The sequence below is a fragment of the Verrucomicrobiota bacterium genome (genome assembly GCA_037139415.1).
In the GTDB taxonomy this organism is placed as follows: Bacteria; Verrucomicrobiota; Verrucomicrobiia; order Limisphaerales; family Fontisphaeraceae; genus JBAXGN01.
On sequence record JBAXGN010000008.1, the window covers coordinates 55885 to 75598 of the forward strand.

Annotated in this window: 14 protein-coding genes; 9 read left to right on the plus strand and 5 right to left on the minus strand. The window is 56.9% G+C overall.

Translation table 11 applies throughout. From position 1 onward, the window contains the following. Position 1: 1 nt before the first annotated feature. Entirely contained in the window at positions 2 to 1396 is a 1395-nt protein-coding gene (locus WCO56_02640; GenBank protein ID MEI7728435.1) for an NAD(P)/FAD-dependent oxidoreductase, read from the minus strand. A 98-nt stretch (positions 1397 to 1494) separates the two neighbouring features. On the opposite strand from WCO56_02640, the gene WCO56_02645 reads away from it, so the two are divergent. Both WCO56_02645 and WCO56_02650 read left to right on the plus strand, forming a co-directional pair. Beyond that, entirely contained in the window at positions 1495 to 1950 is a 456-nt protein-coding gene (locus WCO56_02645; protein MEI7728436.1) for a PH domain-containing protein, read from the plus strand. A 134-nt stretch (positions 1951 to 2084) separates the two neighbouring features. Further along, the gene (locus WCO56_02650; GenBank protein ID MEI7728437.1) at positions 2085 to 4544 is read left to right on the plus strand and encodes a hypothetical protein; all 2460 of its coding nucleotides are present in this window, start codon (positions 2085 to 2087) and stop codon (positions 4542 to 4544) included. Between the two features lie 15 nt (positions 4545 to 4559). Here the strand turns inward: WCO56_02650 and WCO56_02655 are convergent, their stop codons facing one another. Then, on the minus strand, positions 4560 to 5381 hold the full coding sequence (locus tag WCO56_02655) for a PAS domain-containing protein (protein MEI7728438.1): 822 nt from the start codon (positions 5379 to 5381) through the stop codon (positions 4560 to 4562). Between the two features lie 412 nt (positions 5382 to 5793). Here WCO56_02655 and WCO56_02660 point away from each other — a divergent pair, with 412 nt between their 5' ends. The 7 genes from WCO56_02660 (at position 5794) to WCO56_02690 (ending at position 17250) form a co-directional block, all read left to right on the plus strand. Beyond that, the gene (locus tag WCO56_02660; protein ID MEI7728439.1) at positions 5794 to 9192 is read left to right on the plus strand and encodes a response regulator; all 3399 of its coding nucleotides are present in this window, start codon (positions 5794 to 5796) and stop codon (positions 9190 to 9192) included. 264 nt (positions 9193 to 9456) lie between these two features. Then, entirely contained in the window at positions 9457 to 10008 is a 552-nt protein-coding gene (locus WCO56_02665) for a heme NO-binding domain-containing protein (GenBank protein MEI7728440.1), read from the plus strand. Continuing rightward, positions 10005 to 12008, plus strand: a complete 2004-nt coding sequence (locus tag WCO56_02670; protein ID MEI7728441.1) for a PAS domain S-box protein — start codon at positions 10005 to 10007, stop codon at positions 12006 to 12008. Before WCO56_02665 ends, WCO56_02670 begins: the two co-directional genes overlap by 4 nt. Before the next feature lie 5 nt (positions 12009 to 12013). Next, complete coding sequence (locus WCO56_02675; GenBank protein ID MEI7728442.1) at positions 12014 to 13156, plus strand: FIST N-terminal domain-containing protein; 1143 nt, start codon at positions 12014 to 12016, stop codon at positions 13154 to 13156. A 1-nt stretch (position 13157) separates the two neighbouring features. Continuing rightward, the gene (locus tag WCO56_02680) at positions 13158 to 15446 is read left to right on the plus strand and encodes an ATP-binding protein (GenBank protein MEI7728443.1); all 2289 of its coding nucleotides are present in this window, start codon (positions 13158 to 13160) and stop codon (positions 15444 to 15446) included. After that, complete coding sequence (locus WCO56_02685) at positions 15443 to 16639, plus strand: glycosyltransferase family 4 protein (protein MEI7728444.1); 1197 nt, start codon at positions 15443 to 15445, stop codon at positions 16637 to 16639. The genes WCO56_02680 and WCO56_02685 overlap by 4 nt, the downstream gene beginning before the upstream one ends. Further along, positions 16639 to 17250 carry a uridine kinase gene (locus WCO56_02690; protein ID MEI7728445.1) on the plus strand — a complete coding sequence of 204 codons (612 nt, stop codon included), beginning with the start codon at positions 16639 to 16641 and terminating at the stop codon, positions 17248 to 17250. The genes WCO56_02685 and WCO56_02690 overlap by 1 nt, the downstream gene beginning before the upstream one ends. A 23-nt stretch (positions 17251 to 17273) precedes the next feature. Here WCO56_02690 and WCO56_02695 read toward each other — a convergent pair whose 3' ends face one another. The 3 genes from WCO56_02695 to WCO56_02705 form a co-directional block, all read right to left on the minus strand. Next, entirely contained in the window at positions 17274 to 18122 is an 849-nt protein-coding gene (locus WCO56_02695; GenBank protein MEI7728446.1) for a sugar transferase, read from the minus strand. Position 18123: 1 nt separating this feature from the next. Beyond that, positions 18124 to 19218, minus strand: coding sequence for a polysaccharide biosynthesis/export family protein (locus WCO56_02700; GenBank protein MEI7728447.1), 1095 nt, complete (start codon positions 19216 to 19218; stop codon positions 18124 to 18126). Between the two features lie 13 nt (positions 19219 to 19231). Beyond that, a partial coding sequence (locus WCO56_02705) for an SLBB domain-containing protein (protein MEI7728448.1) occupies positions 19232 to 19714 on the minus strand: 483 nt, incomplete at its 5' end.

Here is a 19714-nt window from a genome sequence, read left to right on the forward strand (position 1 = left end):
TTTACAGCGTAATTTGCTCCGCCAACTCTTCCGCCGGGTAGGTCCAGATTTCAGCCAGGGTGGGATGATAATGCGGCACGGCTGTCAACTCATGCACCGTCATGCGTTTGTACATCGCGACAACAATTTCGTGGATGAGTTCGCCCCCCTGCGGCCCCACGCAGGTGCCGCCGAGGATTTCGCCGGTGGTCGGATTGGCAAGCAACTTCACAAAGCCATCCTTGGCCTCCATGAGCAGTGACTTGCCGTGATCGTTGAACGGATACTTGGCCGCCAGATACGGCACCCTCTGCGCCTGGGCGGCTTTCTCCGTTAAACCCACCTGGGCGACTTGTGGTTCGGTGAACACCACGCTGACGAGCAACCGGTAGTCGCTTTGGCGCGGCTTGGCCGGTTGAATGATATTGTGTACCGCGATTTCGCCCTGCTGAATGGCAATATGCACAATCTCATGGGGACCCGTGCAATCCCCGGCGGCAAAAATATGGGGTGCACTGGTGCGCATCTGCGCATCAGTCACGATCCTGCCGCCCGCAACGGACACTCCGGCAGCGGCCAAGTTCAAGCCGGCGATGTTCGGCGCCCGGCCTTGCGCGAACAGGATTTCCTCGGCCGCAACGCGCACCGTTTGCCCGCGATGCTGAAAGAGAATCTCCTTGAGATTTCCGCAACGCCGCGCCCCGGTGAGTTGGGTGCCGGTGTACAACTCGATCCCCTCACGCCGGAAAACCGTTTCCAAATCCGTGGCGGCATCAGTGTCGAATTCCTTGAGCAGATGCTCGCTGCGCTGCACCAGCGTCACCTTCACATCGAACCGGGATAAGAACTGCGCCATCTCGACGGCCACCGCACCGCCACCCAAAACAATGAGCGAGCGGGGAAGCTGTTTGAGCGCCAGCACATCATCGCTGGTCAGGTACCCGAGATTGTTCAACGCCGGCAACGCGGGCGGCGCAACCACCGAACCGGTGGCGATCACAAAGTGCCTGGCTTTGATGGTTTGCCCGTCCTTGAGTTCCAACGTGTGCGGATCGGTGAACCGGGCCTGAGCGCGGAGAAACGTGAATTTGCCCGAAGCCAATTGTTGCCGCCGATACTCGGCGAACTCCTGGATCATCGCGTCTTTGCGCGCCATCACCCGGGCAAAATTGAAGCTGGCATCCTCGACGCGCAGCCCCCACGTGGCGGCGTTCCGGCAAAGGTGAAGCACTTCCGACGCGTACAGCAACGCCTTGCTGGGCATGCACCCGCGCAGGATACAGAGCCCACCCACTTCGGCCCCACCCTCCAAAATCACGGTGCGCAACCCGGCCGCCACACCGGTGCGGGTGGCAGCATAACCCGCGCTGCCGCCCCCAATCACTGCCAGATCATACATTTCATTCGGTTCACTCATGAGTCAAAGCATGCGCAACGATGACGATAATGACAAGTGAGTTTGTGAATGGGCACAGGCATGGAATTCGTCCATTCCAACTCTTTGGCAAAATATGAATGGCCGGACAAATTTACTGGCCATTTCCCGTAATGGACCATACCTTTGCCCAAGTAATGAATGCTGTAGCCGTCGAATTTGCAGAAGTATATGCCGGTCTGGCTCAAGCGCATGGTTTGGTCCGCGACGAGGGCGATTGCTTATGTGTGGAATACCAGGTTCAGGATGGCTTCGTGGGAGCGATCAAGAGCCGCGTCAAGCAAGTGCGCATTCCGTTGAGCGAGTTGGCTCACGTGCGCCTGCATCAATCGGCCTTTGCCCGCTGGTTCAGGCTGGGCGGTAACTTGATCGTCCAAGCCAATGGACTCGATTTTTTCAAAGATACTCCGGGCGCATCCCAAGGGCGTTTGAGTTTGCACGTCGCCAACCGAGACATGCCTGAAGCGCAACAGTTGGTGTCTGATCTAATGCAGGTTGGACGCCTCACCAGCGCTCCGCCGCGTATTGCCAAGTAAACGGACCGCCACGGACGGATCCCAAACACTATTCCACCAAGGCCGGTCAAAGACCCAAAGAGGCGGCAACCGAAGGATAAACAATGAATTCCGTTCGTTTACAAGTCGCGGAATGACTTGTACAATACGCGCGCATGAAAGGTCCCTCCGCCATTTCGATCAACCGGGCCAGTTACTTGGCCTTCATCACCGCGTTCGTGATCCTCGCGACACAGGTTTTGGCCGCCCGGATCATTTCGGCCAAGTTGCTCAACAACTACGCCTTTTTCGTCATCTCGCTGACCATGCTGGGGTTTGCATTTTCCGGAGTGGTTTTAAGCCGATGGTTGCCACGCTTGGCAGCACGCTTTAACGAGACCATCAGTTGGTGTTCCGGCTTGTTCGTGCTCTCAACACTGGTGGTGACCTGGCTTTTCTATCATGCGGGCACTGGCTCTCAGAAGTTTGCCACGCGCGGCGAGTTTGCGGCCTCGTTTCTGAGCCTCATGCCGTTTGCCTTGCTGTATACCGTCCCCTTTGCGTTCGGCGGATTTATTCTGGGTCTGTTGCTTGCCATGCCGGAATTGCCCGCCCGCCGGATTTATTGTTTTGACCTGATTGGTTCCGCGTGCGGTGCGCTCAGTGTGCTGCTGGCCATCAGCGGGTGGGGAGTGGAGAACAGCCTGCTGGCAGTATGCGGGGTGCAATGGGTCGGCAGTCTGTTGCTGGCACCGCCAAACGGGCGTGGTGCCCGCCTCGTGGCAGGCGTGGCGTTAATCGGCATCGCCGGAGCCGCTGTTTGCGGCAATTCCTTTTTTACCATGCGCAACCGGGATGATTCGATTCTCGGCAACACGGAAAAAGCCACAACGGGGTTCGTCCTTGAGCATACCGCGTGGGATCCCGTGGCCCGAATCGAAGTGACACGCATCCCGCCGCCCAACCCTCAGGAAATGCCTTATCCGACCTTGATCGGGGATAACCAGGCATTTCTCGGGCGCTTTAAAAAAGTCATCACCCAAAACAACTTTGCCTTCACCTACGCCGTGGACTATGACGGGAACAAACAGTCATTGGCAGGCATTGAGCAAACGATCTACTCGGCAGCGTATCAGGCCACTTCCATATCGAAACCCCGAGTTGCCATCATTGGGGTGGGCGGGGGATTTGATGTGCTGACAGCACTGTATTTTGATGCCGCCGAAGTGACGGCGGTGGAGATCAACGCCGCAACCGTACACCTCCTGAAGGAAACGTATCACGAGTATTTCAAGGCTTGGGTTGAGGATCCCAGAGTACATCTGGTGCAGGCGGAAGGGCGGCATTATTTGTCTTCCCACCCGCAAAAGTTCGACATTCTGCAATTGTCGGGAGTGGACTCCTATAGCGGAACACCGGGGGCGGCGAATGTGTTTTCAGAGAATTTTCTTTATACCGCCGAGGCGTTTGACCTTTACCTGTCCCGGCTAACCGACGCCGGCATGTTGAATATGATGCGCATGGAACACCGACCGCCACGGGAGATGTTGCGCGCGCTGGCCACCGCCGTGGCCGCCCTGCGCCGCAATGGTGTCACCAACCCCGCAAAACACATCATCATGCTCACGGCCACGGCAGGCAATTTCACTTCGATGCTGGTCAAAAAGACGCCCTTTGAGCCAGCCGAGGAACAGCGGATCATGGCTTGGGCGGCGACCAACAAATTTTTGAAGGCGACCGCCGCCCCGCGCTGGAACACTCCCGAAAAAAACTTCTATCAGCAATTCCTATCCTTGAATGATCCAGACGCGGAAGACGCTTACTTTGCGATGTGTCCGTTTAACGTTGTTCCCGCAACGGATGACAAGCCCTTTTTCTTCCGTTTTTCATATTGGCGGCATCTTTGGGCGCAAACCCCGTTGATCCGCGCCACCGTGCCGGCATTGGAAATCAGTGTGCTCATCCTGGGCGTTTTTATCGCCGCCGCCGCCTTGGTTTGCGTTTGGCTGCCGTTGCGGTTGATGGGAGAAACGTCGGGGGGGCAAGTGGTTCGCTGGCGGTACGGCCTCATTTTTGCCGGCACGGCCATCGGTTATATGGCCATTGAAATCGCCCTGTTGCAAAAGTTTGGCCTTTTCCTGGGCCATCCCAATTACGCCTTGTCCGTCGTATTGGCCGTACTGCTGCTGGCCACGGGCATCGGCTCGCTTTTATCGCGGGAGATCGTCCAAAGGCTGGGTAATTTAAGGATGGTGAGTTTTGTCCTGGCAGTATGTGTATTGGTCGAACAGCTTTTGGTGCTGCCGCATTTGTTGACGTGGGTGGCGCTGCCATTTGCCCTGCGTGCCGGGATGGTGAGTCTCCTGGTGTTGCCCCTGGGCATATTGATGGGAACGTTCGTGCCAACCGCATTGGAACATTTGAAAAATTCCGGCCATGCGCGGCTGGTTCCCTGGGCCTGGGGTATCAATGGAATTTTTTCCGTACTGGCTCCCGTGGCAAGCGTCGCCTTGTCGGTGACCTATGGCATCAGTCTGCTGCTGCTGTCAGCCATTCCGATTTACTTGATGGCAGGCATGGTTTTTTCCACCGGAAATACTTGGGAAAAGTCGGGCAAAGACCCAGGCAGATGCTAACCGAAGATCGCCGGTTCAGACCCGTTTTTTCATGATGTCCACCGCGTTTTGAACGGCGACTGGCACCTCGGCCAGATTGATGGTGGTGCCGCTGTCAGCCGCCCCATCCATCAGGGCACTCATGACAACTTCGGCGCGTTGGATGGCCGCACTCATGTCCTGAAGCATCACCGCTGACTCCTTATCCTCAACCACCGCGGGTTGTTTGGAAAGGTAGCTGATCCCCATGGCCAGGATTGCCAGCGGATTACGGACTTCATGCGCCACGGCAACGGCCAGACGGGCAAGCGATTCGATTTTGGCATAATCAATCAGGCGTTGCTGGGCTTCATGGAGTTGCTCGTGGGTAGCTTGTAATTGCGCCAGGGTTTCCTCCAAATGAAGTTTTTTCGACGCCAGGTCCGCATTCGCCCCTTGTAGCGCCGCCTCGGTTTCCTTCAGGGCGGTGATGTCTTTGGAAATGCCGCACGTACCCAGCAACTCCCCAGCATGATCGTTCAGGGGGATTTTGGCCACCAGCGCCCAACCGGTGCGCCCGTCCAAGTGAAGTTTCCGCTCAACTTTTCCGATCATGGGCTGCCCCGTGCTCATAACGCGCTGTTCATCCGCCCAAGTGACCTTGGCCAGTTCGGGTACGAAAAAATCAAAGTCCGTTTTGCCAATCACTTCCCCCGGAGTGGTCGCCCCCAAGAATTGCGCCTCGGCTCGGCTGACCCGGATAAAGCGGCCTTCGCGATCCTTGAAATAGACCCGATCCGGGATGTGATCCAACAGGCAGGTCAAAAGATCGTGGTCTGATTGCAGGTTTGTCAGGGTGGTGGTTGGAGGATTTTCCATGGTCGGTTAATCGAACATCAGTTTGGTTGGTGCCAGACAGATTTGCCCTTTCAATACCACCACCCGCGTCACCCGACGCGATCCGGTCCCGAAGCATAGCTTTTGGCCAAGGCTCATGATGCTTATGGTAGTATTCCTGAATGCGCAGTCAAATGCCTTTTTGACCAGATTATCAATGGGTCATGTGATCGCCATCGAAGTGGAATTCATTCGAGAGCACACACCCACTGCCGTCACCCCAAAGACAACTGAAGGGATTGAACAAAAATATTCACGCCATTGATTCAATAGTGCGTTTACGGCGATCTCGCGTTGCAAAATTTTGTATTGGCAGCTTGGCAAGCACTCTCCCAAATGGTACGCTAGCCTTGGAATAAATAGCTCAGGCAGACTATAATCCGTCTGATAAAATATGACACAACCGCAAAACAACCCGTTACGCGTGCTTATCGTGGAAGATTGCGAATCCAGCGCGCAAATGATTCTACTACTGCTACAACATGCCGGTTACCTGCCAACTTCCCGGCGGGTCGAGACAGCCGCAGCGATGCGAAAGGCCCTGCAGCAGGAACTATGGGACTTGATTATTTCCGATCATAAGATGCCCGAATTTGACGCGGCGGGTGCGCTCCAAGTGTACAAGGAAAGCAAACTCGACATCCCGTTCATCATTGTCTCCGGCATGATAGGGGAAGCGTTCGCGGTGTCCATGATGAAAAACGGGGCGCATGATTACATCTTAAAGCCCAACCTGCATCGGCTGGTTCCCTCCATTCAGCGGGAGTTGCGGGAGGCGGCTATTCGCCGGGAATTGAAGCGGGCAAACCAAACCAAACGGCATCTCGAATTCGGCGCCTTCCTTAGGGCGGCCCATTCCATTATCGGCCTCACCTCCCGGGAGGAAATCTGGAATCACCTGGCTCAATTGATCGGCCAATTCTTCAAAGTGAGTTGGGTCGCTTCCGCTGAACCCGGTGGCGCTTCAGGCATCGTCATCACTTCCTGTACGCAACCGGAAAAGGATTTCCCGGACAAGTTGCTTCAGAACAACAACCGCCAGATCATTGCCGGGGTCCTGGAGTACGGTGAGTTGATGTCACTGGAGATTCAGACGCCTGAGCCTTGGCATACTGCGTTTCTGCCAGCCAAGGTGGGACCACAAGTGAGTGCAGTCCTGTTGGTAGCGCACCAAAACGAGGCCGATTTGACTCCGGAGTTACTCGATATTTACCAGACGGCAGCCAATCTTGCCGGCACGGCCTTTGAACTAATCCGGCATCGCCACCACCTGGAGGAGTTGGTCCAGACACGAACATCCGAGCTAACGGCCAACAACCACCGGCTCCAGGACGAAATATCCGAGCGTCAACAGGCGGAGCAAGCCTTGCGGGAAAGTGAAAAGAAGTTTCGCATCGTGGCCGACAACACGTATGACTGGGAGTTCTGGATCAGTCCAGATAATCACTTCATCTATTGTTCCCCCTCCTGTGCTCGCATCACCGGGTATCCGGCCCAGGCCTTTCTGGACGATCCAGGTTTGCAAACCCGCATCATTTTTCCGGAGGACCAACGGTTGTTTATAGAATATCAGGCGCACACGCTTCAAACCAGGCAGCACAACGAGTTGGATTTCCGGATCGTGAGAGCCGATGACGCCGTGCGGCAGATTCGCCATTCCTGCCAGCCGGTCTTTGATCAGGACGGGGTCTTTTTGGGAATCCGCGGCACCAATCGCGATATTACCGAGCGACGGCTGGTCACCGAGGCCCTGCGACAGAGCGAAGAGAAATTCCGGATGCTGTTCGACGGCGCGCCGGATCCCATTCTGCTGGTTAATGATCAAAACCAATTTGTGGACTGCAACGCGGCGGCCATAAAATTTCTAGGGGCCGCCACCAAGGCAGAGTTGCTGGGTTGTCCGCCCGTAACGTTCTCTCCCGAGCGCCAGCCCGATGGCGAACTGTCGAGTGCAAAGGCCGAGCGTTTTTCGCAGATGGTGTTCGCCGAAGGAAGCCACTGTTATGAATGGGTTCATCGGCGGTTGGACGGCGTGGAATGTACCGTGGAAGTTTCCATGAGCGTCATCTCGATGGGGAATCAAAAACTCAAATTGGTCCATTGGCGGGACATTACCGAACGCAAACGCATGGAACTGGAATTGGCCCAAGCGCGCGACATCGCTGTGCAATCCGCACGCCTCAAAGCAGAATTTCTGGCCAACATGAGTCATGAAATCCGCACTCCCATGAATGGGGTCATCGGCATGGCCAGCCTGCTGCTCGATACCCCGCTGACCGATCAGCAGCGGCATTATCTGGAAACCCTCCGGCAAAGTGGCGAGTCATTGCTTACCATTATCAACGACATTCTCGATTTTTCCAAAATCGAGGCCCGAAAACTCGTTTTTGAGGTGCTTGATTTTAACCTGCAGGAAGTCGTCGAGCAGACGCTGGAAGTCGTAGCGGAGCGTGCCCATGCAAAAAAGCTGGAGTTGGCAGGCGTGGTGCTGCCGGATGTGCCCACCCGCTTGCGCGGCGATCCAGGCCGACTGCGGCAAATCCTTTTGAATCTCACCAGTAATGCCGTCAAATTCACCAAACAAGGCGAAATCGCCGTTCGGGTGTCCAAGACCGATGAATCCGATACGAAAGTGGTCCTGCGGATCGAAGTCAGGGATACCGGGGTTGGCATCGCACCCGCCGCCCAAAATGCCATCTTCCAGGCGTTTACCCAAGCGGACGGTTCCACCACGCGCAAATATGGCGGCAGCGGTTTGGGGTTGGCTATTTGCAAACAATTGGTGGAAATGATGCATGGCCTGATTGGGGTGGACAGCACTCCGGGCCGGGGTTCCACCTTCTGGTTCACCGCGCATCTGGAAAAACAACCGAGGCAAAAGGAACAACCGGTAAAAGGTACTCCGGACCTGACGCATGTGCGGCTCCTGATTGTGGATGACAACGCCACGAACCGGGAAATCCTGGAACATCATGCCAATGCCTGGAAAATGCGTCACGCCAGCGCCACCAGCGGCGCCGAGGCGTTGCACCTGCTGCGGGGAACCCTCCCCGATCCATTTGACTTGGCCATTCTGGACATGCAAATGCCAGAGATGGACGGTCTCACACTGGCCCGACTCATCAAGGCGGATCCTCGAATCGCCCACACCCGACTGGTCATCCTCTCCTCCATTGGCCAGAAGATGGATGCTGAAGCATTGCGCGCGTCCGGCATTGAAACGTATCTGAGCAAGCCAATCAAACAATCCCGGCTGTTTGATTGCCTGGCTTCGGTGATGGGACACAGTCCAGTAATGGCCCACCGCATTATTCCAACCGTAACTCTCCCGCATGTCACACGGTCGCTGCGCATCCTGCTGGCCGAGGATAATTTGATCAACCAGAAGGTGGCGGTGGGGCAACTGAAAAAACTCGGTTATACTGCCGAGGTTGTGGCCAACGGTCTGCAGGTGATAGAAACCCTTGGCCGCATGGAATACGACGTCTTGCTCTTGGATTGCCAGATGCCCGAAATGGACGGGTTCGAGGCCACCAGACAAATCCGCCACCGCGAAAAAGAGAACCCACAGAAGCACCTATGGATTATCGCGATGACGGCGCATGCCATGGAAGGGGACCGCGAGGCATGTCTGGCTGCCGGCATGGATGACTATGTCAGCAAGCCGGTTCATTTATCCGAATTGCAAAAAGCTTTGGAGCGGTGCATCGTGGCGGAACGGGCTAGCGTGACCGCATCGTCTGCTGGCAGCCATTTAACTTCTAACCCCGGTTCCCACATTCCAAAGAGTTGAGTCTCTGCGTTCACGAACCGCAAGCGAATAGCGACCAAACCAACGGGATGAGAAGAAATCACGATGGCGGCAGGCGGCGCTTGGCAATCGCAACCGGGGCGAAAGGAAACCCATCGTAAACCGGCGGTTTCAACTAATTCCATCCGCCGCCGGCGGATATGATTGGGGACATATTGTTTTGGCGACATCAAGACTTGCTGATTTTTTTAACAGTATTTTATTGGCAGTCTGTCGTTTTTAATCTAATGTGCTCGCATGTACGGCATGGTCAACAAAGCAGTCGAGGATATGGTATGCCTGCACCACGGAGAATCCGTCTGGGAACAGATTAAAGCCCGGGCGGGAGTGGAGGTGGATGTATTCTTCGGCAACGAGCCCTACCCAGACGAAACCACCTATCAGCTCGTCGCCGCCGGTAGTGAGATGTTAAAACAAACACCGGAAAAGATGCTCGAGGAGTTGGGGGAACATTGGGTGCTGCACACCGCTCAGGAAAATTATGGCGGCTTGATGCGCGCGGCAGGCAAGTCGCTGCCAGAATTCCTGGCCAACCTGCCAAACTTCCATGCCCGCGTAGCCATGATCTTCCCCATGCTGCTGCCGCCGCGCTTCAAGACCAGTGAAGTTACGAGCCACTCACTTAAGCTGCATTATTTTACCAATCGCCCCAAACTTACTCCGTTTGTGGTCGGCTTGTTGCAGGGATTGGGTAAGCTGTTCAATACCCCAGTCCAAGTGAAAAGCGTCGAATCCAAGGATAACGGGGCGGATCATGACGTATTCCAGGTCCAGTGGGAACTGCCAGCGTCCTTATGAATCTGACCAGTCAAGCAATTGTGCCGAATATTGGCCTCCCGCCCGAGCAATTTGCAGCGGCGTTTCCGTTCCACATTGCGATAAACCGAAACCTCGTTGTGGTGCAAACCGGCCGGACGTTGCAACGTATTTGTCCGGACGCGGCGCCCGGGATTGCGGTGGATCGTGTTTTCCGCCTGGCGCAGCCCGAGGGCCAATGGAGCTTCGAGTGGCTGGTAGAAAACCATCGTCAACTCTTTTTGCTGGTCCACCTTGCGTCTGGCTTGCAATTACGCGGAGAATTTATCGCTTTGCCGGGCGAACGGAGGCTGCTGTTTCTCGGGTCCCCGTGGTTCACCGATTCCGCAGAAATCTCCGAGCGCGGACTGGATTTCGAGGACTTTGCCATTCACGACCCAGCGGTGGATCTGCTCCAAGTATTTCAGGCTCAAAAAATGGCGCTGGCGGATGCGAAGAAACTGCTGGCCAAACTATCGGCACAGCGCGCGGAATTGCGCACGGCCAACGAGCGATTGCAACAGCAGGAAAACGAGTCCCGCAAGCTGGCGCTCATCGCGGCGCGTACGGACAACTCCATCGTTCTCACGAACGCCGAGGGACGAACAATGTGGGTCAATGAGGGGTTTACCCGGCTGACGGGCTACACCTTGGAGGAGATGCTGGGTAAAAAACCGGGGGCAGTACTGCAAGGACCAGGGACCGATCCCGCGACGGTTCGCCACATGAGCGAACAACTTCGTCAGGGCAAAGGGTTCCGTGCGGAAATCTTGAATTATAGCAAGCACGGGCGCTGCTACTGGCTGGCCACCGAGGTGCAGCCAATTCATGACGATCAGGGGCGGTTGACCAACTTCATGGCGATTCAGAGCGACGTCACGCTCCGGCGATCGGCACAGCAGCGACTGGCGATTCAGTTCGAGGTCTCGCGGGCACTGGCGGAGACGGCTAACCTCACCGCCGCCATCCCACAGGTGCTTCAGTCCATCTGCGAAAACCTTGGCTGGCAGGTTGGGGAATTTTGGCGGCTGTCCGGCGAGCGACTGCTTATGGTTGAAATATGGCATCCGCCAGAAGTGCGGGTGCCGAATTTCATCCATGCCAGCCGCACCACCGAGTTCACGCGCGGAATCGGGTTGCCAGGTCGCATCTGGGCCACGGCCCAACCAGCGTGGATCCCCAACGTGAGCAGTGACGCCAACTTCCCACGCGGTGTCGCAGCCGCCGATGATGGATTACGCGGGGCCTTTGGCTTTCCAGTGTTTGTGCAAGAAACGTTGTGGGGCGTCGCCGAGTTCTTCGGCCGGAAGATCGAGGAACCCGATGAAGCTCTACTCAAAACCTTCAGCACCGTTGGCCATCAAATCGGGCAGTTCATCGAGCGACAAGAAGCGGAAGAGTCGCTACGCGAGACGAATACGCTGCAGCGTGCCATCCTCGAGGGTGCCAATTACGCCATCATCTCCACCTCGCCCGACGGGATCATCCAGCTCTTTAATCCCGCCGCTCAGCGGATGCTCGGATATACTGCCGCAGAGATGATCGGTCGGCAAACACCCGTTGCGTTTCACGATGCTGATGAAGTCGGCGCGCGCGCCAACGAACTCACCGCTGAATTGGGACGCGAGGTGAAACCTGGTTTCGAGACGTTCGTTGCCAAGGCCGAGCGCGGCGAACCGGATGAACGCGAATGGACCTATATCCGCAAGGACGGCAGCCGCTTTCCGGTGTTGTTGTCGGTGACGGCCTTATTCGACGAACGCGGCAGAATAACGGGGCATCTGGGAGTGGCTTTTGACCTGACGCTGCGCAAACGCGATGAGGAAAAACTCCGCACCATGCTTTCCGAACTGGAACGGTTCAATCGCGTCATGATGAACCGCGAGGAACGCGTGCTCGAGTTGAAACGGGAAATAAACCAACTACTGGCCACCGTTGGCCAGCCGCCAGCGTATTCTTCCGTAGTCGGCACCAAAGACAATCACCCACGCCAGTCCAGATAAACACCATGCAAACTATAACCACACGTTGGACCAAGGAAACCGGCTGGACGTGGCCTGCACTGGCTGCGGGTTCACCACAGTTGGTGCTCTATTTCGGCGCCACTTCACAACTCGACAACGAGGCACCGGCGGTAAGTGAATTGGCCGCCCGGTTTCCACAAGCCGTCGTTTGCGGTTGCAGCACGGCCGGTGAAATCCTCGGCAGCCATGTCTTCGACGACTCCATTGTCGCTGCATTGGTGAGCTTCAACTCCACTCGTGTTTGCGCGGTGACGCAATCCACGGCGGACAATGCCGATAGCCAGACCGTCGGCCGACTGGCCGCACAGAAGTTAAATGGCGCCGATTTGCGCCACGTACTTATCCTCTCGGATGGCCTTTCTGTCAACGGCACCGCGCTGATGTCAGGTTTTCGCGACGTGTTGGCGCCCGGAGTGGCGATCACCGGTGGCCTTGCTGGCGATGGTCCTCGTTTCCAGAAAACGTTTGTCGGCCTCGGCAGTAAAGTGCGGCGAGACCAAATTGTCGCCATTGGATTCTATGGGGCGGCAATTGTGGTGAGCTATGGCTCACGCGGCGGGTGGGAAGGCTTCGGCCCACGCCGCCGCATTACGCGGTCAGAGGGCAACACGCTACTTGAACTGGACGGTCGTCCAGCACTGGAACTCTACAAACGCTACCTCGGTAAACGCGCGGCTGGATTGCCAGCCACCGGCCTCCTATTCCCCATCGAGCTAACCAAGGATGTTACTGAAAAAGCGGGGTTGGTCAGAACCATCCTCGCGGTAGATGAAGCGAAACAGTCCCTGGTTTTTGCTGGTGACATGCCGGAAGGCTGGTATGCGCGACTGATGAAAGCGACCGGCGATCAGCTTGTAAATGGTGCGGCAACCGCAGCCGCGGACGCGGCACACGCGACCTCACCAGATGGGGTTTCACTGGCCATCCTGGTCAGTTGTGTGGGGCGCCGGTTGGTCCTCGGCCAGCGCATCGAGGAAGAGCTGGAGGCCGTGGTGCGCGCCCTGCCAGCAAAGACGGAAGCGGTGGGCTTCTATTCCTATGGCGAGGCCTGCCCGGCCACCGGCAGCGACTTCAGCGAACTCCACAACCAGACGATGACGATAACCGTCCTGTCGGAAAAGTCATAAAATGAACCCGCTTCTGCAACGCCAGATTCGCAAATACCTTAAGGGATACGCGCCGAATGACGCGCGGATGACAATGTTTCTCGATGCTGTCAGCCGGGCTTACGAGGAGTTGGAAGAGAATAATAAATTGCTCTCGCACACACTGGAGGTCGCTTCCCTGGAGTTGACCGAGGCGAATGAACGCATCCGCCGCGATGCCGACAACCAGGTTTGCCAAATCAGCAATTATTTTGAGCATACGCTCGACCTGCAGCCCAATATTATTTTCCGGTGTCGCAAAAATGGATCGGCTTTCCAAGTAACACTGGCGCGCGGCGAATTATTAAAACGACTGGACGTTCACAAGCAACAGATTGAGCAACGCGGCCTTGAAGTGCTGATTCCCGATCGGACGAAGTGGGAGTTCTTTGAACGCGCCTGGCAGGGCAAAGACCAGCGCTTTGACTTTGCCAGCCCGCAATCCCACGTCATCTGCCAAGTCTCGCTGCATTCGCTTAAGGAGGGCGATCGCGTAGTGGAACTCATCGGCATCATCGCCGATATCTCCGCGCAAAAGACGGTCGAGGACAAGCTGCGGCAGTCGTCCGAGGATCTGGCCCGACGCGCCAGGGAACTGGAACAAAAACGCCCGATCATGCTGAGCATGATTGAGGATCTTGACCAGTCCCGCACCAGTGTCGAGCGGGAGCGTGACCGCGCCAACGCCCTCGCTTCCGAAGCGGAAGCGGCCAATCGCGCCAAGAGCGACTTTTTGGCGATGATGAGCCACGAAATCCGAACTCCGATGAACGCGATCATCGGCATGACCAATCTGCTGCTTGACACTCCGCTGAACATGCAGCAGCGTGAATTTGCCAGCACGGTCAGCCGAAGCGGCGAGGCCTTGCTGGAGATCATCAATGACATCCTTGATTTTTCAAAGATCGAGGCCGGGCAGTTGCGTCTCGAGATAGACACCCTCGAATTGAGTCCACTGGTGGCTGGCACGTTGAATTTGCTCGACTCCCGCGCCAAAGAGAAAGGGGTGACGCTATCCATGGACATCGCGTCCGACGTGCCAAGGCTGCTACGCAGCGACGACGGCCGGCTGCGCCAGGTACTTGTCAATCTCGTGAGTAATGGCATTAAGTTCACCAAGGACGGCGAGATTGTGGTGCGCGTCCGACGCCTTGCAATTGAGGGTCCGCGTATTCGGCTGCGTTTCGAGGTTCAAGATTCAGGCATCGGCATCTCCACGGACGACCAGTCACAACTTTTCCAACCATTCATACAAGTCAACGCAGGCATCGCTCGAAAACACGGTGGCACGGGCCTCGGCCTCGCTATTTCACGCCGCCTCGTCGATTTGCTCGGGGGGCGGATTGGCGTCCACAGCACGCCGGGAATTGGTTCGGTATTCTGGTTTGAGCTTGAAACCGAAACCGTCCAAGACCCAAGCGCGAGGCACGATCAGGCGGTGGCTCATGAACAAAAACACGAAGGCGCGGAGTTATTCAAACCGGTCGAAGGCGAAATCAGAGATAAAAAAACATTGCGTATCCTTGTGGTGGAGGATCATGACACCAACCGCCGACTCGCCCTGCTCATGCTGGAAAAGCTGGGGCATCGCGCCGATGTCGCAGGCAATGGGCAAGAGGCCGTGGAAGCGTGGGAACGGTATGGGTACGACGTGATCTTGATGGACTGCCAGATGCCGGAAATGGATGGGTTTGAGGCCACTCGCGAAATCCGGCGACGCGCAGCGACGCGGCCCACCGGCCCGAATCTCCCGGTGAAAATCATCGCGCTGACGGCAAACGCGCTCACTGGCGACCGGGAGCGCTGCCTGGCCTGCGGCATGGACGGCTATATCAGCAAACCGGTGCGCCTTGAAGCGCTGGCGGCGGCGCTAGGCCAGCCCGACCCGGCTCCAGAGCCGGCGCCCACAGCGCTGCCCTCGGCGACGTTCGAAACCAGTGTTGCGCAGCTTCGCGACGAGTTGGGCGATGACGTGACGCTGGAGTTGCTCACTTTATTCCTCAACGATACACCTCAGCGCCTGGTTGAATTGCGCGCGCTTGCGTCCGGAGCCGACCGCAAAACATTCGGCCGTGCCGCCCACTCCCTGGCGGGCAGTTGCGGTGTTTTTGGGTTGGACGCCATGCGGCAACTGGGGCTGGAACTGGAGAAAATGACCGAGCAGGAGGGAGACTTCACCGCCGTTGTCCTGAAACTTGATGCGATGTTTCTCGCCATCCGTCCCCGCTTGGAACACTTTCGCGAAACGATAAGCAAAACCAGTCCGCCATGAAAATTCTTTATGTCCATGAACGCTTCGGTGCGCTGGCTGGCGCAGAAGCAAACGCTCATATTACCGCCACTGAACTTGGTTTGCGCGGGCACGCCATGGGTATCCTTCACGGCCCGGGCACCAGCAAGAATGAATCGGCATGGGAGGGTACTTTTCCGGCACGATTTCCGCTCGGCGCAAATGACAATTCCGCCACGGTTCGCCAAGCCCTTGCGGAGTTTCAGCCAGCCGCCGTTTACGTGCATAAAATGGCGGACCTCTCCGTGATTCAAGCGCTTGTCGAAAGTGGCAAACCATTGCTCCGCATGGTCCACGACCACGACATTTATTGCATGCGGAGCTACAAGTACAATTACCTCACTCGCCGCATCTGCACGCGACCGGCAACGCCTTATTGCATTTTCCCTTGCCTGGCATCGGTGGTGAAGAACTCCGGCGGTGGTTTCCCGGTCAAATGGGTGAGCTACTCGGAAAAGAAACGGGAGATTGCCTTGAATCGCCGTTTCGACCGCATGGTGGTGGTCACGGAGTACATGAAAGAGGAACTGCTCCGTAACGGCTTCGAGACCCGCCGCATTGAAATTCACGCGCCAGTACCGCGCATGGGTGACCCAAACCTGCGCAGCAATTTCAGCAACCGAAACCTGATCATCTATGCCGGGCAAATCATCCGGGGCAAAGGGGTGGATGTGCTGCTGGAGGCATTGGCCCTGCTCGATGTGAAGTTCGAGTGCGTCATCCTCGGTGACGGCAATCATCGCGCGTATTGCGAGCAGCTAAGCCGCAAGCTAGGTTTGGCCGACCGCGTCACCTTCAAAGGCTTTATCCCGCAGGAGGAACTGAAGGGCTACTACCGCGAATGCAGCGTTGTGGCCCTCAGTTCCCTCTGGCCCGAGCCCATTGCAACCATCGGTCTGGAAGTGATGCGCTACGCCTTGCCGGTCGTGGCCTTTGACGCCGGTGGCATCAAGGACTGGCTGCACGATGGCCACAACGGCTTTCTCGTGCCGTGGATGGATCGCCAGCAGTTCGCCGCGCGGCTCCGGCAGTGTCTCACCGACAAGCCGCTCGCCAAGCAACTTGGCGAGCGGGGGCTGAAGCTGGTGAATGAACGCTACGATTTCAACGCCTACATTCATGACCTGGAAACGATGTTTGAGCGGGTCATTGCTGAGAGGCGTTTCCGAAGTTGATGAAGGTCACCCTGATAGCCATCGCCGGCGGCAGCGGGTCGGGCAAGACCTGGCTGGCGCGAGAACTGCAACATCGCCTCGAACCACTGGCGGCCATTCTCTCGCTCGACGATTTCTATGCAGATCTCTCACACTTGGTGCCATCGGAACGGGCTGCCAGAAACTTTGACGACCCCGAGGCGATTGACTGGGCGTTGTTTCAGCAGTGCCTGGAAGGCATTCTTCGTGGTCATCCCGTCTGGCTGCCGCAATACGATTTCACCACGCACACCCGCAAGTCCCGCCCGCGCCGCTGGCCGCCAAAACCCGTGGTGCTGGTGGAAGGACTCTGGCCCTGGCGGCATGCCAGACTACGGGCGCTTTATGCGTTGAAGGTGTTTCGTGCGGAAACAGAGGAAACCCGCTTTAATCGGCGACTGGCGCGCGACATTGAGAAGCGCGGACGCACCCCGGACTCCGTCCGGCAACAATGGAGCGGACAGGTGCAGCCAATGTATGCGCGTTTTATCCACCCGCAAATGCGCAGCGCCGATGTGACGCTGTCGGCCAATATACCAGAATGGCGGCTGGTACGGTTGACGCAGAAGATTCAGCGGTTCGCCGAAGGGTGACCGAATGCCCACGATCTGCACCCTTACATTCCCTTGCCAAATAGGATTGCGGGCACGGTCTTCAACAGAATCCAGACATCATTCCAGAAGCTTTGGCTCTCGATGTAGCGCACGTCAAGACTCACCTGCTCGGGAAAATCAATAATGTTCCGGTCGCCGATTTCAAAGAGGCCGCCCTGCCGTTCGCCCACTTGCCAGAGACACGTAATTCCAGGCGTTATCAACAGCCGTCGCCGATCCGCCAAAGTGTAGAGAGCCACCTCACGCGGCACCGGAGGCCGGGGGCCGACCAGCGACATCTCGCCACGCAGCACGTTCCACAATTGCGGCAACTCATCCAGCGAAGTCTTGCGCAGGATGCGCCCGACCTTGGTGATTCTCGGGTCGTCCTTCATCTTGAACGTCACACCGGATGCTTTCTCGTTCTTCGCCAGCAGCGACGCCAGTTTCGCTTCGGCATCCATGACCATGGAACGGAACTTCAGCATTTCAAACTCGCGACCGTAACGGCCAATGCGGGTTTGCCGAAAAAAGACCGGCCCGCCGTCGGATTTCACCAAGGCGCCGATGACCAGAAATACCGGGGCCAGGAAAATAATGGCAATCAGGCTGACACCGATATCGAAGATGCGTTTCAGCGCGTGCGTGCCGTTCATCACCACCTGCCAGGAGAGATATTTCCACTGGACGCGGGCGTTCAGCCGGACACGGCCCAATGGCGTTTGCGCCGTAAGCAGTCGTTGCATGAGCCGTTCGCGCATTTCCTGCTCGGTCAGGGCTGGCAAGGCCGGGCGGCGGGAGCGGTGTTCGGAAGTTTCATTCGCTCGCTCCAAATTGGGCGACAACGGGCCAGAAGGTTCATTGGTTTGCATATTATCTGATTTGATTGCTAACACCGATGCCTTGAAAACTGCGTGCGCCAGCATGCCCACCTTCATTCGCCGCAACGGTGCGCACAAATGTATCGGTGATCATTTTGGTGTACCTTTCCAGCGTGCGATACGGCGTGGCTGGCACAAAAATAATGTCATGCGGCTCCAGCCGCACATCCGGCTGCCGACCACTCATAATAGCTGCAAAGTCCACAATAGCGATCTTCGGCTCGGCCAATGCACCGCGCACAATCGCCACATGTGAGAGCTGCGCTTCCGGCTGCGTCCCAAGCGCTTTCGCGATGGCAGACGCCAGGCTCATGTTATCCACAAAGCCCATTGGTGCAGGGCGATTGACGGCACCCAGCACATAGACTTCTTGGGAAAGCGACGAGGGGAGAAAGAGGAAATCGTCCGGTTCCAGATACACATTCTGCGACGTATCGCCTTCGCGCAGCAGACGCTTAAAATTGACGGGCAACATCTCCCCGTTGCGAATGAGGAAACTATGATTGAGATCCGCGAGTTCCTCAGTCGTACCGCTGAAGCGCGAGGTGAACAGCCCGCCCGCTTGCGCGATCGCCTCAATCACCGTCATCGGACCGTTAAGTGGAAACAAGCCGCATTTGTTGAGCCGACCCAACACCCAAATGCGCTTGCTTTCGACGCCGCGCAAATTCACCGCGACTTGGGGATGTTGATAGTAGGCGGCCAGTTTCGTTTCGAGTAACTGTTTCACCTCTGGCAGCGTTAAGCCCCACACCTCCAGCCCGGGGAGAAGATCGTAATAGATTTTTCCGTCCGGGCAGATAAAGGTGGTTGTGCGGCTGCCTGTCATGCCAATCACTTCGATCTCAATCTTGTCGCCGGGGCCGAGACGGAACAGCTTCTTCGGCGGCATTAGCCACTCGGGTTTGATCTGGTTCGTCTCGCCGACCGAGACGAACTTGATCATCTCGGCACCAGCCTGGTTGCTTCGCGGATCAAAAGTCGGACCGGTCGTCTTGCAGCCGATGGCGAGAGCGAGGATGAAAACCGCTGTGGAGGCGCGTGCCATTTTCATCAGGTAGAAGCCGGTTGCAGCACTGTGTTTCATGGTTAGCTTGTGGCTACTTCAAGGTGGGAAGCAGGGGATGACTGATAAGGGGTTGGATGTTGCCACCGGTCCACACCGTCACCATTGCTTGGATGAAGGCTGAAGCTGCCATGTCAGCCAGATCCTCGGCGCTTACCCATGGCCGGTCAGAAACACAGACGATGTCGCGCGGTTCGAGCCGGAAATCCCTGGTTTTGCCAGCCAGGATGTCCGCCATGTTCACAACAAATTTTTGCGGTTGATTGAGCGAGCCGCGCACGACCAGCACCCGCTGCCGGTAGGCACTCTCGGTGTAACCGCCGGCGAGCGTAACGGCGCTGAGCACCGTCGCCTCGCTGGTCAACCCCTGTGCGCCCGGGGATTTCACCGCACCAAAAATGTAAATTTCGTTGGCGACCGACGAGGGGAAATAGAGGTAATCGTCCGGCTCCATGAGGATATTCTGCGAAAGGTCGCAACGCAAAAAAAGCTTCTCGAAATCCACCGGCAACCGCCG

What these genes read in the sequence shown, in the direction of transcription:
- WCO56_02640 (MEI7728435.1), bottom strand. Translation starts at nt 1,396, where the DNA reads ATGAGTGAACCGAATGAAATGTATGATCTGGCAGTGATTGGGGGCGGC.
- WCO56_02645 (MEI7728436.1), top strand. Translation starts at nt 1,495, where the DNA reads ATGGCCGGACAAATTTACTGGCCATTTCCCGTAATGGACCATACCTTT.
- WCO56_02650 (MEI7728437.1), top strand. Translation starts at nt 2,085, where the DNA reads ATGAAAGGTCCCTCCGCCATTTCGATCAACCGGGCCAGTTACTTGGCC.
- WCO56_02655 (MEI7728438.1), bottom strand. Translation starts at nt 5,381, where the DNA reads ATGGAAAATCCTCCAACCACCACCCTGACAAACCTGCAATCAGACCAC.
- WCO56_02660 (MEI7728439.1), top strand. Translation starts at nt 5,794, where the DNA reads ATGACACAACCGCAAAACAACCCGTTACGCGTGCTTATCGTGGAAGAT.
- WCO56_02665 (MEI7728440.1), top strand. Translation starts at nt 9,457, where the DNA reads ATGGTCAACAAAGCAGTCGAGGATATGGTATGCCTGCACCACGGAGAA.
- WCO56_02670 (MEI7728441.1), top strand. Translation starts at nt 10,005, where the DNA reads ATGAATCTGACCAGTCAAGCAATTGTGCCGAATATTGGCCTCCCGCCC.
- WCO56_02675 (MEI7728442.1), top strand. Translation starts at nt 12,014, where the DNA reads ATGCAAACTATAACCACACGTTGGACCAAGGAAACCGGCTGGACGTGG.
- WCO56_02680 (MEI7728443.1), top strand. Translation starts at nt 13,158, where the DNA reads ATGAACCCGCTTCTGCAACGCCAGATTCGCAAATACCTTAAGGGATAC.
- WCO56_02685 (MEI7728444.1), top strand. Translation starts at nt 15,443, where the DNA reads ATGAAAATTCTTTATGTCCATGAACGCTTCGGTGCGCTGGCTGGCGCA.
- WCO56_02690 (MEI7728445.1), top strand. Translation starts at nt 16,639, where the DNA reads ATGAAGGTCACCCTGATAGCCATCGCCGGCGGCAGCGGGTCGGGCAAG.
- WCO56_02695 (MEI7728446.1), bottom strand. Translation starts at nt 18,122, where the DNA reads ATGCAAACCAATGAACCTTCTGGCCCGTTGTCGCCCAATTTGGAGCGA.
- WCO56_02700 (MEI7728447.1), bottom strand. Translation starts at nt 19,218, where the DNA reads ATGAAACACAGTGCTGCAACCGGCTTCTACCTGATGAAAATGGCACGC.